Consider the following 12,874-nt stretch of genomic DNA (forward strand, 5'->3'; position numbering starts at 1 on the left):
TCCAGCGACGGCATGTCCATCGAGATGCGCGACACCGACGAGGACGTCTTCCGCGCGGCGGAAGAGCTCGGCATCGACCTCTCCCGCCGCCCCAACGAGGGCGCGATGAACGTGGACGACATCTAGGAAACGGACGACGACCGGCCCGAGCACCGCCCGCCCAGACAAGCGGCGGCGCTCGGGCCGGCGCTCGGCTGCCGGGCCCACTCCTCCTGACCCCATCGTGATCGCATCGAGTGGTCGCGGGGGACGTCACCAGGCGGGTATCGGTAAGACCTGGTAGTGGACGGTGCCGATGTCGGCCCACCCGTTGGCGCGGGCGCTCTCGGCGGCGCCGCGGAAAGCGGCGGCCTGGGCGAGGGCTCCGTCGTGTTCCAGGTTGTCGGCCGAGTAGGCCAGGTAGTTGCCCAACCAGCGGCACGCGACCGTGCGGTTGCGGAAGCGGGGGCTGAGCGGGTGCGGCGCCGGATGCGCGTCGGCGGTCTCCAGGCACACGACCTGGTACAGCCAGGGGCGCTCCGGCGGCGGATCCGGAGGGTCGCTGAGCGGCGGAAAGGGTGGGGGACAGGTCATGGCGGCAGTGCGGATTCATCAGGGGGCGGCGGAGGACCGCCAGCGGGAGGCGGCCCCGTGGCGTGATGTTCTCACTACCGGCTGTGGATGTGTATGTCGCGTGACATGGACTCCTGGGGCGAGATCCGTGGCGCTTGCGTCCCTTCCCGTCGCGCCGTCACCCGGCGTGGACGTCCGCGACCGTCGGCTCGGTGGGCTGAGCGGAACGATTCGCCCAGCAGACCCGGAGTCTTCCGAGCCTCTGTTTCACAGCGTTCGATGGCGCAACAGGCCGTGACGGGCGGCGCCGCTGCCAGTAGAGTCCTCCCAGACTTGGGAGAGAGAAAAGCAGGTGGGTTGGCGATGGGAGTGCAAGGACCGGCATTGCAGACCCGTTCGGTGCGGCGGGGCGGCTGGCTGGTGATCGAGGTCGCTGGAGAGCTGGACATCGCCACCGCGCCGATCCTGGAGGACGAACTGTCGCAGGCCACCACTCCGGTGACGGGTCGGGTCGCGGTGACGTGGGTGGCGCTGGAGCTGTCCGGGTTGAGCTTCGCCGACTCCTCCGGCCTGAACGTGCTGATCCGCTGGTGGAAACGCCTGCAGGCCGGCGGAGGGAACCTGTTGCTGCTGCACCCGACCGGACGCGTGGCCTCGCTCCTGACCATCACCGGGCTAGACCGTTTCCTTCCCGTGCGCGACAGCCTGCCCGCCGTCACCGCCGCCTCCGGTGCCGACGACATGCCCCGCGCCCAGCCCGGATCGGAGCCGGACGCGCCCACCGCCGTGGCCGGCTGAGCAGCGGCTCACCACTCTCACCACGCACGCGAGGCGCGTTCGTTCTCGTTCCGCTCTCGACGACGAGCATCACCGCCCGCAGCGGAGCGGTCTTCCGCACGTCTGCGGCGATGGAGGTCTCGGCGATCTCAGCAGGAAGTGGAACGGCTGACCAGGATGCCCGCCAGGACCTGCGCCAACGTCTCGTCGCCCAGCCGGTTGGCCTCCATGTAGACCAGCACGTCGAGTGCCTCCGCCGCGGTGAGGTTCCCGGCGGGCTTGCCGGACCATGTCGGGGGAGAGGCCGGCGGGTCGTACACATCGAGATTCGCGGCAGCGTTCTGCATTCCCGTCACCCCCGGCTCACGCTTACGTTCGAGCCCTTGTCTGCCCGCGAGCACCTGCCTCATGCGTTCCCTGGATAACGTTTAGGCCTCACGATCAGGCAAGTCTCGGCCCCAGGGCGAACCTTCCCTTCGGAAGAGGCTCACTGAGAACCGGCCGCGTCAATGGTTTCCGGCGGCTCTCCGTACAGGCCCATGGTGCAGCACTTGGGGCCACCGCCGCCCATCTGGAGCTGGGGCATGTCGATGCCGATCGGGTGGTAGCCGCGTTCGGCGAGCGCGTCGGCCAGATGGCGGGCCGAGCTGTGCAACACCACGTTCCTGCCGTCGGACACGGCGTTCAGCCCCAGCTCGTCGGCGTCGTCGTCGGTGGCGATGACCGCGTCGGGGAACACGCGCTCCAGCAGCCGCCGGCTTCCGGACGAGAACGCCCCCGGGTAGTAGGCGATGGTGCGCTCGTCCAGCACGCAGACGGCGGTGTCCAGGTGGTAGAACTTCTCGTGGACCAGCTGGAGGCTCAGCACGGGCCGGGAGAGGAACTCCTGCGCCTCGAAGTGGGCGGGCTGGTCGGTGCGGAAACCGGTCCCGGCCAGCACGAACCGCTCGGTGACCAGGAAGTCGCCCTCCCCCTCGCTGCGTGCCCGCGACACCTTGACGTCATAGCCCCGCTGCCGGAACCACTCGGCGTGCGCGGGCCCCTCCCCGGCGCGCTCCTGGCTGTGCGGGCGGGCGATGAACGCCTTGCCGTCGACGGCCAGGGCCCCGTTGGCGGCGAACGTCATCTGCGTCAGCTCCGGGCGCGGCTCGATCACATGAACCTGGTGCCCCAGATCCAGGTAGATCCCGCGCAGCCGCTCCCACTCCTCCATGGCGGCGGCCCGGTCGGTCTTGGCGTCCGGCGGCGTCCACGGGTTGTCGCCGGTGATCTCGTAGTACTCGGGCGGGCACATCACCAGGTGCCGCCGGCCGGTGTGCCTGATCCCGGAACGATCCATGATTTCCCCCCTGTTGTTCCAGAGGGGCCCCTTCCCGATTCTCCGGCCGCTGAACGAGACCTCCCGCACGCCACCCTGCCCGGCCTCCAGTCGCCCGCGGTTCGCGCCGACTCCTCCTGCGACGAGCTCAACGCCGCCGCCTCGCATGTCCGCGCTCAGGAATGATCGGAGCACGACTTCCGGGACCTATGCCAGATATGTACGTGACAGCGGTCTTTCTCATGGGGCGCGTTACCTTTCGCTGAGGGGCGCTGTCGAGCGCTACTGCCCGATCGGTTCCAACGGGACCTGGTCCTACCTGAGCCTGGCCGGTGACCTGAGAACCGACGAAGAGGCGTTGACCCGGGCTTCGGACCGCCTGGAGGTGGCCTGGTCCCGACGCGCACGAGGCGATGTTCCACGAGGTCGGCCGCCTGTGGGCGTCGCGCCTCGACGAGCCCTTCCCCGAGGTCCCGGGCGAAGTCGAGGGGGAGCTCGTTCGCCTTGACACGACCGTGGCCGGATGTGTTTCGACCTACCTGCACGGTGGCGGCGCGATCGACTCGGGCCGTCAGAACGCCATCCGAAGCTGCCACGCCGAACTCGCCGGACAGGTCGCCCGCCTGGGATACCCCTCGCCCCACTGCACGGCGTTCGGATACTTTCTCCAGCGGCACAAGACGAGCGAATTGATCATCAACGACACTCCGGCTCAGCCGCTCCCTCCCGAGGAGCTGGGCTCTTCCCGCATGCATGCGGACCGTCAGGTGAGTGCCGCGCTCGCGGTCCGCTGAGCCGCCTGGAGCGCTGCCGCCGCACAGCCCTGTGGGGCATGCCGTGTGGCCGCTAGAGCGCGGTGGGGCTCGTGGTGTCGGCTCCGGCTTCGCTCACGTCGTGGTTTTGGTCTGCTCCGAACTATTGACTAAATCACTTGATGTCTAGATATTCGGCGGCATGGATGTCATGGAGAAGTACGAGACCGACGGGTACGCGATCTTCCGCAACGTGCTGGACGCCGACCTGGTCGCCGAGGCCGACGCGCACGTCCGCTGGCTCCAGGAGCACCACCCCGGTCGCAGCGGCGAGGACCTGTCCACCGAGCTGGTGGCCGCCGACCCGTTCTGGGTGCGGCTGGTCTCCGACGACCGGCTGCTGGACATCGCGCAGCTGTTCGTCGGGCCCGACATCGCGCTGTTCGCCTCGCACTACATCGCCAAGCCGCCGTACACCGGCAAGGCCGTGCTGTGGCATCAGGACGGCGCGTTCTGGCCGCTGGATCCGATGCGGGTGGTCACCCTCTGGCTGGCGGTGGACCGCTCGACGCCCGAGAACGGCTGCCTGCGCGTCATCCCCGGCAGCCACCGGCAGGGTCTGCACGGCGTGCGGGAGCGTGCGGGGCGGGACGCGGTGTTCGGCGTGGAGAGCGACGTGGCCGTGGACGAGTCGCGCGCGGTGGACATGGTCCTGGAACCCGGCGACGTGGAGGTCCACCACCCGAACATCATGCACGGCAGCAACGCCAACACCTCGCCGCACCGGCGCTGCGGCCTGACGATCCGCTACATCCCGACCTCGACCCGGATCACCGCCGAGCCGCAGCCGTTCCCCAGCGCGCTGCTGCTGCGCGGCGAGCCCGGCGTCAACCTCTACCGGGAACGGCCCCGCTACCGGGAGGGGGAGCACTTCCCGTTCGCCGGGTCAGAGCGCTGGATCTGACTCCGGGCAGGGGAGCGGCGGCAGCAGCGCGCCGGGGCTGCCGACGACCTCGGCGGCCAGGCGGCAGCCGGCCTCGGCCGCGGCGCGCGGTGCGCCGCCGGCCAGCCGGACGGCCAGGTAGGCGCCGTTGAAGGCGTCGCCCGCGGAGGTGGTGTCGACGACGCGCACGCCGGGCACCGCCGGCACCGCCCGCGCGGTCCGGCCGTCGGAGACCAGGCAGCCGTCGGCGCCGAGTTTCACCGCCACCTCGCCGACGCCGGCGGCGTGCAGCCGCTCCACGCACGCCATGGCGTCCCGGTCGCCGTGCACCTGGCGTTCGTCGTCCAGCGTCGGCAGCGCCAGGTCGGTGTGCGCGAGCACCTGCTCGGCGGCGCGGCGCGCGGCGGCGGGGGAGGGCCAGCCGCTGGGACGGTGGTTGCCGTCGTAGACGACCCGGCCGCCGCGCCGCCGGGTCTCGGCGAGGGTCTCCAGCAGGCGGACGCGGGCCGGGCCGGTGAGGATCGACAGGGTGATCCCCGACAGGTACACCACGTCGTGGCCGGCGATCGCCTCGTCGACCGCGGCGGGCTGGCCGGGGCCGAACAGCTCGCGCGCCGCCGACTCGCCCCGGTAGTGCTGGAAGGTGCGCTCGCCGTGCTCGTCGGTGCGGATCAGGTACAGCCCGCACCGGCGGCCGGGCAGCACGCGGGCCAGGGCGTCGCCCACGCCGTAGTCGCGCCAGCGCCCGCGCATCGCGGTGCTGTAGGGGTCGTCGCCGGTCACCGTCACGAACTGCACGTCGACCGCGCCCGGGGCGGCCGCGCGCGCCAGGTAGGCCGCGGTGTTGAACACGTCGCCCGCGTAGCCGAGGGCCAGCCGGTCGGGCGACAGGTGGCGCAGCTCGACCATGCACTCGCCGATCATCGCCACGCGGGCCGGGGGGCGTCCCGTCAGAAAATCCACAGCGCCGACGATACATCTAGACAGCAAGTCATCTAATGACCAGACTTCTAGGCGGGTGATCGTCTCACATCGGTCACCCCCGTCCCATCGTGCACAGGAGGTGCCCGTGCGGAGAAGACCCCTTCGGAGCGGCCTGGCGGCCGGCGCCCTGTCCCTCGTCCTGTCCTCGGCCGCGCTCGCCGCGCCCGCGGCCCAGGCCGCCCCGCCCCGGCCGGGCGCGGCCCCCGCGGCAGCCACGGACCAGCGGAACGCGCCCGCGCCGCGAAAGTGCGCGGGCAAGCCCCTCCCGGCCTTCCGGGGCTCGGGGCCCAACGCCGAGCTCAACGGCCTGTTCACCAGGTACGGCACCGACAACCGGCGGACCGACGACTGGACCGGCGCCGACGGCACCTACTCCACCACGCTGCCGGACGGGCGGCTCGCCTTCGTCTTCTCCGACACCTTCCTCGGCAAGGTGAACGCCGACGGGTCGCGGTCCCCGGTCATCGAGGAGGGCGGCACCACGCCGTTCCTCAACAACACCTTCGTGGTCAAGGACGGCGAGCGGCTCACCACCGTCACCGGCGGCACGGCCGGGAAGCCGGCGGCCGTCATGCCGCCGCGCGACTCCAAGCACTGGTACTGGGCCGGGGACGCGGTGACCGCCGGCGGCGTCGTCCAGGTCACCTACCAGGAGTACGAGCGGTTCGGCACCGGCGCCTGGGACTGGCGCTGGTCCCGCAACGTGCTGGCCCGCTTCAAGCCCGGCCGCCTCGGCAAGCCGTTCAGCGTGACGCCGCTGCCGTCGTCCCGGGGGATCTCCTGGGCGTCCTGGCTCGAACGCGCCGGCGGCCACATCTACGTCTACGGCGTGGAGGACCTGGGGGGCACCAAGTACATGCACCTGGCCCGGGTGAAGGGGACCAGCCTGACCGGCCGGTGGGAGTACGCCGCCGCCGACGGCTCCTGGTCGCGCCGCGAGGCCGACTCGGCGCGCGTCATGAGCGGCGTCGCCAACGAGTACAGCGTCAGCAGGCTCGGACCCGGCTACGTGCTCATCACCCAGGACACCACCGAGCTGTTCAGCACCCGCATCGTCGCCTACTTCTCCTGCTCGCCGCGCGGGCCGTTCACCGGCAAGACCACCGTCTACACCACCCCCGAGACCGGGGCGGCGGGCAGTTACGGCAACCCCAACGTCTTCACCTACAACGCGCACGCCCACCCCGAGCTGAGCAGGGGCGGCCGGATCGTGGTGTCCTACAACGTCAACAGCCTCGTCAACACCGACCACTACCGGGACACCAGCATCTACCGTCCGCGCTTCGTCGACGTGCGATTCGGATAGGGCGATGACGCACACCCGCCACCGCCCGGCCCGCAACTGGGGCGCCCGCCTGCACGAGACCCTCTGGTGGGGGATGCGCGCGGTGGTCCTAGAGAACGAACTGCTGCGCGTCACCGTCCTGGCGGGCAAGGGCGGCGACGTGGTGGAGCTGCTGTACAAGCGGCGCGACCTGGACTTCGTCTGGCTGGCCCCCGGCGGCGCCCGCGACCCGCGCGACGTCGCCGGTGGCGCGGCCGACGACGTCGCGGCCTTCCACGACCACTACCAGGGCGGCTGGCAGGAGGTCCTGCCCAACGGCGGCGCGCCGGGCGCGCACCGGGGCGCGGCCCTCGCCCAGCACGGCGAGGTCGCCGGGCTGCCCTGGGACGTGCGGATCGTCGCCGACGAGCCCGGGGAGGTCGCGGTGCGGCTGACCGTGCGGGCCCGGCGGTTTCCGCTGCGGGTGGCCAAGACCTTCCGCCTGCTGTGCGGTTCGCCCGAACTGCTGGTCGAGGAGGAGCTGACCAACGAGTCCGGGGTCGCGCTGGAGGTGATGTGGGGCCACCACATCGTCTTCGGCGCGCCGTTCCTGCGGCCGGGGCACCGCATCACGCTGCCCGGCGGAGCCGAGGTGATCCCGCACGACACCCCGGTCGGCCCCGGCGGCCGCCGCGTGCGCGCGGGCGGCCCGCACCGGTGGCCGGTCGTCCCCGCCGACGGGGGCGGCGAGGTGGACCTCAGCGTGGTGCCCGGTTACGAGGAGCCCAGCGAGATGGTCTACCTCACCGGCCTGCCGACCGGGCGCTACGAGGTCACCGACCCGGCGCGCCGCGTCGGCCTGGGAGTCCGCTGGGACGCGTCGGTCCTGCCGCACCTGTGGATGTGGCAGGAGCTCGGCGCCTCCCGCGACTACCCCTGGTGGGGCCAGGCGTACGTGGTGGGGCTGGAGCCGTTCGCGGGTCTGCCCACCGACGGCCTGGCCGGGGCGGCGCGGAACGGGACGGCCCTCACCTTGGAGCCGCACGGCGAACGGGCCCTGTGGCTCAGCGCGAACGTCATCGACGACGAGGAGACCGGATGAGGGAGTTCGACGGCAAGGTCGCGGTGGTGACCGGCGGATCGCTCGGCATCGGCCGCGCGGTGGTGGAGCGGCTGGCCGCCGACGGGGCCGAGGTGGTGTTCTGCGGCGTCGAGGACGACGCCGTGCGCGCCGCCGAGGAGGAGTCCCGCGAACGCGGCCACCGCGTCACCGGCGTGGTCGCCGACGTCACCGACGCCGCCGCGATGCGGGACCTGGTCGCCCTGGCGGTCGAGCGGCACGGCGGCCTGGACACCCTGGTCACCTCCGCCGGCGTCCAGCGTTACGGCACCGTCGAGGACACCTCCGAGGAGCTGTGGGACGAGGTCCTGTCGGTCAACCTCAAGGGCGTCTTCCTGGCCTGCAGGGCGGCGGTGCCCGCGCTGCGCGCCCGGGGCGGCGGCACGATCGTGACCGTCTCCTCGGTGCAGGCGTTCGCCTCCCAGCGGGGCGTGGCCGCCTACACCGCCAGCAAGGCCGCCATCAACGGGCTCACCCGCGCCATCGCGCTCGACCACGCCGCCGACGGCATCCGCGCCAACGTGGTGTGCCCCGGCTCGGTGGAGACGCCGATGCTGCGCTGGGCCGCCGACCTGTTCCGCGGCCAGACGCCGCGGGAGGAGCAGATCGCCGAGTGGGGACGCGCGCACCCGCTCGGCCGGGTGGCGCGGGCCGCCGAGGTCGCCGAGGTGGTCGCCTTCCTCGCCGGGCCCCGCTCGTCGTTCGTCACCGGAGCCGAGCACCGGGTGGACGGCGGCCTGCTCGCCCGCAACCCCGCCGCGCTCCCCGAGACCTGATGCCCGCAGTGACCGTCCAGCAGTCCCCGTCCAGGAGGTCCCGATGCACCGATCCCCCCGATCCGTCCGCGCCGTCCGTACCGCCCGTACCGTCCTCGTCTCGGCCCTGCTGGCGGCCGGGGTCGCCGCCGTCCCGGCCCAGGCCGGGGCCGCCGCCGCGCTGGTGTGCGGCGGCAGCGCCGCGCCCACGTTCGGCCCCGCCCAGCAGAACTCGACGCTCAACTCCAGGTTCAACAACTACGGCAACAGCAACGCCCTGCTCGACGACTGGACGGGCGCCGACAGCACCTACTCGGTGAGGCTGCCCGACGGCCGCGTCGTGTTCGGGTTCTCCGACACCTTCCTCGGCAAGGTGAACGCGGGCTCCCCGCCCTCGCGCCCGCCGGTGCCCATCGAGGGCGGCGACACCCCGTTCGTCAACAACACCTTCGTCGTCCAGTCCACCACCGGCGCCCTGACCACCGCGCACGGCGGCACCGCCACCGCCCCGACCGCGGTGCTGCCGCCGCGCGACGACAAGCACCTGTACTGGGCGGGCGACATGACCATGAACGGCACCCAGCTCCAGCAGCCCTACCGCGAGTACGTCAAGACCGGGACGAACGCCTGGGACATCGCGTGGGAGCGCAACGTCCTCGCCAAGTTCTCCACCAGCAACCTGAAGGCGCCGACCAGCGTGACGCCGCTGCCGTCGGCGACCGGCACGATGTGGGGCTCGGCGCTGCTGAAGGACGGCGGCAAGACCTACATCTACGGCACCGAGGACCGCGGCGCGACCAAGTACCTGCGCGTCGCCCGGGTCGAGGGCACCGACCTCGCCGGCACCTGGGAGTACCTGGCCTCGAACGGGCTGTGGTCGAAGAACGAGACCGACTCGATCCGGGTCATGAGCGGGGTCTCCAACGAGCTGAGCGTCACCAGGCGCGGCAACTTCTACATCCTGCTCACCCAGGACACCAAGCAGGCGTTCAGCGGTGAGATCGACACCTACCTGTCGTGCTCGCCCGCGGGGGCGTTCACCGACGAGCGCACCGTCTACAACACCCCCGAGGGCGGCCCGTGGGGAAGCTACGGCGACCCCGACGTCTACACCTACAACGCGCACGCCCACGCGTCGCTGAGCTCCTCCGGCAAGCTGGTGGTGTCCTACAACGTCAACAGTCTCGACGACCAGCCGAACGCGCAGAAGGACGTCTACCGCGACGTCACCATCTACCGCCCCCGCTTCATCGACGTTCCGGTCAGCGGCTGATGGACCCCCAGCTCGCCGCCGCGCTGCCGGACATGCCCCACGTCGGCCTGGCCGACCCGGTCAGGGCCCGCGCCGCGATGCGCGAGCTGGTGGCGTTCCTCGGCGTGCCCGAAGCCCCCGGGCACGTCGAGGTCGCCGACCGGGAGATCCCCGGCCCGCCGGGCGCGCCGCCGGTGCCCGTCCGCCTCTACCGGCCCCGGAACGCGCCGGGGCCCCTGCCGGTGCTGGTCTACTTCCACGGCGGCGGCTTCTGCACCGGGGACCTGGACAACGAGCAGGAGCGCTGCCTCGGCTTCGCCGCCGAGGCCGGGGCGCTGGTGGTGTCGGTGGACTACCGGCTGGCCCCCGAGCACCCCTTCCCGGCGGCGTTCGACGACTGTCACGCCGCGACCGCGTGGGCCTGGGAGAACGCGGCGCGGCTCGGCGGCGACCCCGAACGGGTGGCGGTCGGCGGCGGCAGCGCGGGCGGGGCGCTGGCCGCCGGGGTCGCGCTGCGCGCCCGGGACGGGGCGGGGCCGCCGCTGGTGTTCCAGTTCCTGCTCTACCCCGTCCTGGACGACCGCATGGACACCCCGTCGATGCGCGCCTACACCGAACCGCCGCTGTTCAACCGGACCGACGTGGAGCACATGTGGCGGCACTACCTGGGCTCCGGGCCCGGCCCCGGACGCGCCGCCGCGCCGGTGTACGCCGCCCCGGCCCGCGCGGCGGACCTGGCCGGGCTGCCGCCCGCCTACCTCCTGGTCGCCGAGATCGACCCGCTGCGCGACGAGGCCCTGGGCTACGCGCGGCGGCTCATCGAGACGGGCGTCCCGACCGAGCTGCACCACGTGCCGGGCGTCTACCACGGCTTCGACGGGGTCACCTCCGCCGAGGTGGCCCGCCACGCGGTCGCCGGCCAGCACCGGGCGCTGCGCCGGGCCCTGCACCGGGCTCTGGACAGCCCCGACGGCAAGTGATTAGATGACTTGACTACTTTGCTGAACGAGGTGGCGATGACCCAGGACCTGACCCGGCCGAGCCTGTCGGACGCGCTGACCGAGCGCGTGCTGGAGCTGATCCGGTCCGACGGCCTGCGCGCCGGGGACCGGCTCCCCTCGGTGCGCGAGCTGGCCGAGCGGTTCGCGGTGACCGCCCCGACGCTGCGCGAGGCGCTGCGGCGGCTGGAGGCCACCGGCGCGGTGCGCATGCGGCACGGCTCGGGCGTCTACGTGGGCGCCGGGCTGGAGCGGGTGGTCATCCCCAACCCGAACGTGCGGCGGCTGGCCGGCGGCCAGCTGCTGCAACTGCTGGACGCGCGGCTGCTGATCGAGCCGCCGCTGGCGGCGATGGCCGCCCGCCGGGCCGACCCGGCGGACCTGGCCCGGCTCCGGTCGATCCTGGAGCAGGCCGGGCAGCACCTGCGCGGCGAGGACGCCGAGCTGAACCAGATCAACATGACCTTCCACCGCGCCGCCGCGCACGCGGCCGGCAACGACGTGCTGGACGAGGTCATCGCCTCGCTGCTGTCGCTGCACGCCACCGAGCAGCGGGAGATCCTGCGGCTGTTCGACGACCGCGTCCGCGACCACGAGGAGCACCTGGCGATCCTGGCGGCCATCGAGGACGGCGACGCCCGGGCCGCCGAGGAGCTGATGCGGACGCATCTCACCGACGTCAAACGCGTCATAGAGAAGCGCCTGGACTGACCGCCGCCCGCCACTACCGCCTGCCACCGCCGCCCGCACCCCCTCCGGCGGCCCTGCCGGCGACCCCTCGCACCCTCCCCGAACCGTCCCTCCGACTCCGATCCCACTCCTCCAAGGGCACCCACCCCCACTCCTTCCAAGGAGGCCCCTCCATGAAGCCGACGATGCCTTCGCGGGTCACCGCGCTCTCCGCCGCCGCCGTACTGCTCGCGCTGGCGGGCTGCTCCTCGGGCGGCGACTCGGGCGGGGACTCGGCCGGGAAGAAGACCGAGATCAAGCTCTACAACGACAAGGGGGCCTGGTCGAAGTACTTCTACGAGATGGGGACGCTGTCCAAGCAGGAGATCGGGCTCGGCATGAAGCCGGTGGGCTACACCGACGAGCCGTCCTACACCGCCTTCATCAAGGCCTCGTTCCGCACCAAGGTCAAGCCGGACCTGTTCACCTGGACCACCGGCGGCCGGCTCCGCGAGATCGTCAAGCAGAACCAGGTGGCCGACACCTCGGCGATCTGGCGGGAGGCCGTCGGCAGCGGCGACCTGCCCCGGTCGTTGCAGGACTACTACACCATCGACGGCAAGCAGTACTGCGTGCCGCTGAACACCGCCTACTGGGGCATGTTCTACAACAAGAAGATCTTCGCCGAGCACCGGCTGAAGCCGCCCACGACCTGGGCCGAGCTGATGAAGGTCGCCGACACCCTGAAGGGCAAGGGGCAGGTGCCCTTCCACCACACCACCCCGACCTCGCTGTTCTCGTTCGTCTGGTTCGGGCAGCTGCTGGCCGGCACCGACCCCGACCTGTACGAGCGGCTGAACACCGGCAAGGCGTCCTACACCGACCCCGGCGTGGTCAAGGTGATGGAACGCTGGAAGGGCCTGATCGAGGGCGGCTACTTCAGCGAGCCCGGCGACAAGGCCGACCCCGCCGACCACTTCAAGTCCGGCAAGGCCGCCATGGTCATGTCGGGCACCTGGTTCAACACCAGCATGACCCAGCGCGGGCTGAAGCAGGGCACCGACTACGGGTTCTTCTTCGTGCCCAACGTCGAGCCGTCGCTGCCCAAGACCTCGCTGATCTTCGAGAGCGGCCCGCTGTGCTCGCTGCGCAAGGCGCCCGACCCCGAGGCCAGCACGAGGTTCCTCAAGTGGTGGATCACCCCCAAGGCGCAGGGGACCTGGGCCAACTCGCGCGGCGACGTGTCGGGCAACCCCAAGGTCAGGGCCGCCGACCCGGAACTGGGCGCGATCACCAAGGAGGCCGCGTCCGACCGGTACCGGCTGGCGCTGCGCTACTTCGAGGCCGCCCCGGCGCCGGTGCTGACCGCCGTGCTGGACGGCCTCAGCGGCTTCCTGGTCAAGCCCGGCACCTACATGAAGGTGCTCCAGGACATCCAGAAGGCCAACGACCAGTACTGGAAGACCCAGGGAAGCGGAAGCTGACCCGGT

14 protein-coding genes are annotated in these 12,874 nt (G+C 71.9%); 10 read left to right on the forward strand and 4 right to left on the reverse strand.

Translation table 11 applies throughout. The annotated features are described in order from the left end of the window. Positions 1–252: 252 nt before the first annotated feature. On the reverse strand, positions 253–573 hold the full coding sequence (locus HNR61_RS22755; protein ID WP_182845232.1) for a hypothetical protein: 321 nt from the start codon (positions 571–573) through the stop codon (positions 253–255). Between the two features lie 363 nt (positions 574–936). Here HNR61_RS22755 and HNR61_RS22760 point away from each other — a divergent pair, with 363 nt between their 5' ends. Beyond that, positions 937–1,350, forward strand: a complete 414-nt coding sequence (locus tag HNR61_RS22760) for an STAS domain-containing protein (RefSeq protein ID WP_182845233.1) — start codon at positions 937–939, stop codon at positions 1,348–1,350. Positions 1,351–1,478: 128 nt separating this feature from the next. On the opposite strand, the gene HNR61_RS22765 is transcribed toward HNR61_RS22760, so the two are convergent. Continuing rightward, positions 1,479–1,676, reverse strand: a complete 198-nt coding sequence (locus HNR61_RS22765; protein ID WP_182845234.1) for a hypothetical protein — start codon at positions 1,674–1,676, stop codon at positions 1,479–1,481. A 140-nt stretch (positions 1,677–1,816) separates the two neighbouring features. Continuing rightward, positions 1,817–2,668, reverse strand: coding sequence for a dimethylargininase (gene ddaH, locus HNR61_RS22770; protein WP_182845235.1), 852 nt, complete (start codon positions 2,666–2,668; stop codon positions 1,817–1,819). A 392-nt stretch (positions 2,669–3,060) separates the two neighbouring features. On the opposite strand from ddaH, the gene HNR61_RS22775 reads away from it, so the two are divergent. After that, positions 3,061–3,441, forward strand: coding sequence for a hypothetical protein (locus tag HNR61_RS22775; RefSeq protein WP_182845236.1), 381 nt, complete (start codon positions 3,061–3,063; stop codon positions 3,439–3,441). Between the two features lie 160 nt (positions 3,442–3,601). After that, a complete protein-coding gene (locus HNR61_RS22780; RefSeq protein WP_182845237.1) occupies positions 3,602–4,363 on the forward strand; it encodes a phytanoyl-CoA dioxygenase family protein in 762 nt (253 codons plus the stop codon). Here HNR61_RS22780 and HNR61_RS22785 read toward each other — a convergent pair. After that, positions 4,346–5,305: a sugar kinase gene (locus tag HNR61_RS22785; protein ID WP_220509690.1), complete on the reverse strand. Its 960-nt coding sequence runs from the start codon at positions 5,303–5,305 to the stop codon at positions 4,346–4,348. The two genes, HNR61_RS22780 and HNR61_RS22785, sit on opposite strands and share 18 nt — an antisense overlap. 106 nt (positions 5,306–5,411) lie before the next feature. Here HNR61_RS22785 and HNR61_RS22790 point away from each other — a divergent pair, with 106 nt between their 5' ends. The 7 genes from HNR61_RS22790 (at position 5,412) to HNR61_RS22820 (ending at position 12,868) form a co-directional block, all read left to right on the forward strand. Further along, entirely contained in the window at positions 5,412–6,632 is a 1,221-nt protein-coding gene (locus HNR61_RS22790; protein ID WP_182845238.1) for a DUF5005 domain-containing protein, read from the forward strand. A 4-nt stretch (positions 6,633–6,636) separates the two neighbouring features. Further along, entirely contained in the window at positions 6,637–7,692 is a 1,056-nt protein-coding gene (locus tag HNR61_RS22795) for an aldose 1-epimerase (RefSeq protein WP_182845239.1), read from the forward strand. After that, positions 7,689–8,486, forward strand: coding sequence for an SDR family NAD(P)-dependent oxidoreductase (locus HNR61_RS22800; protein ID WP_182845240.1), 798 nt, complete (start codon positions 7,689–7,691; stop codon positions 8,484–8,486). The genes HNR61_RS22795 and HNR61_RS22800 overlap by 4 nt, the downstream gene beginning before the upstream one ends. Positions 8,487–8,529: 43 nt before the next feature. Beyond that, the gene (locus HNR61_RS22805; protein ID WP_182845241.1) at positions 8,530–9,738 is read left to right on the forward strand and encodes a DUF5005 domain-containing protein; all 1,209 of its coding nucleotides are present in this window, start codon (positions 8,530–8,532) and stop codon (positions 9,736–9,738) included. After that, a complete protein-coding gene (locus HNR61_RS22810) occupies positions 9,738–10,697 on the forward strand; it encodes an alpha/beta hydrolase (protein ID WP_182845242.1) in 960 nt (319 codons plus the stop codon). Before HNR61_RS22805 ends, HNR61_RS22810 begins: the two co-directional genes overlap by 1 nt. Before the next feature lie 9 nt (positions 10,698–10,706). Beyond that, a complete protein-coding gene (locus tag HNR61_RS22815; protein ID WP_246443573.1) occupies positions 10,707–11,426 on the forward strand; it encodes a FadR/GntR family transcriptional regulator in 720 nt (239 codons plus the stop codon). A 152-nt stretch (positions 11,427–11,578) separates the two neighbouring features. Then, positions 11,579–12,868, forward strand: coding sequence for an ABC transporter substrate-binding protein (locus HNR61_RS22820; protein WP_182845243.1), 1,290 nt, complete (start codon positions 11,579–11,581; stop codon positions 12,866–12,868). Positions 12,869–12,874: the final 6 nt, after the last annotated feature.

This window comes from Actinomadura kijaniata (genome assembly GCF_014138665.1).
Classification (GTDB): Bacteria; Actinomycetota; Actinomycetes; order Streptosporangiales; family Streptosporangiaceae; genus Spirillospora; species Spirillospora kijaniata.

Bases quoted from the DNA above. Each gene is read 5' to 3' on its own strand.
- HNR61_RS22755 (WP_182845232.1), bottom strand. From the start codon at position 573: ATGACCTGTCCCCCACCCTTTCCGCCGCTCAGCGACCCTCCGGATCCG.
- HNR61_RS22765 (WP_182845234.1), bottom strand. From the start codon at position 1,676: ATGCAGAACGCTGCCGCGAATCTCGATGTGTACGACCCGCCGGCCTCT.
- ddaH (WP_182845235.1), bottom strand. From the start codon at position 2,668: ATGGATCGTTCCGGGATCAGGCACACCGGCCGGCGGCACCTGGTGATG.
- HNR61_RS22775 (WP_182845236.1), top strand. From the start codon at position 3,061: ATGTTCCACGAGGTCGGCCGCCTGTGGGCGTCGCGCCTCGACGAGCCC.
- HNR61_RS22780 (WP_182845237.1), top strand. From the start codon at position 3,602: ATGGATGTCATGGAGAAGTACGAGACCGACGGGTACGCGATCTTCCGC.
- HNR61_RS22795 (WP_182845239.1), top strand. From the start codon at position 6,637: ATGACGCACACCCGCCACCGCCCGGCCCGCAACTGGGGCGCCCGCCTG.
- HNR61_RS22800 (WP_182845240.1), top strand. From the start codon at position 7,689: ATGAGGGAGTTCGACGGCAAGGTCGCGGTGGTGACCGGCGGATCGCTC.
- HNR61_RS22805 (WP_182845241.1), top strand. From the start codon at position 8,530: ATGCACCGATCCCCCCGATCCGTCCGCGCCGTCCGTACCGCCCGTACC.
- HNR61_RS22810 (WP_182845242.1), top strand. From the start codon at position 9,738: ATGGACCCCCAGCTCGCCGCCGCGCTGCCGGACATGCCCCACGTCGGC.
- HNR61_RS22820 (WP_182845243.1), top strand. From the start codon at position 11,579: ATGAAGCCGACGATGCCTTCGCGGGTCACCGCGCTCTCCGCCGCCGCC.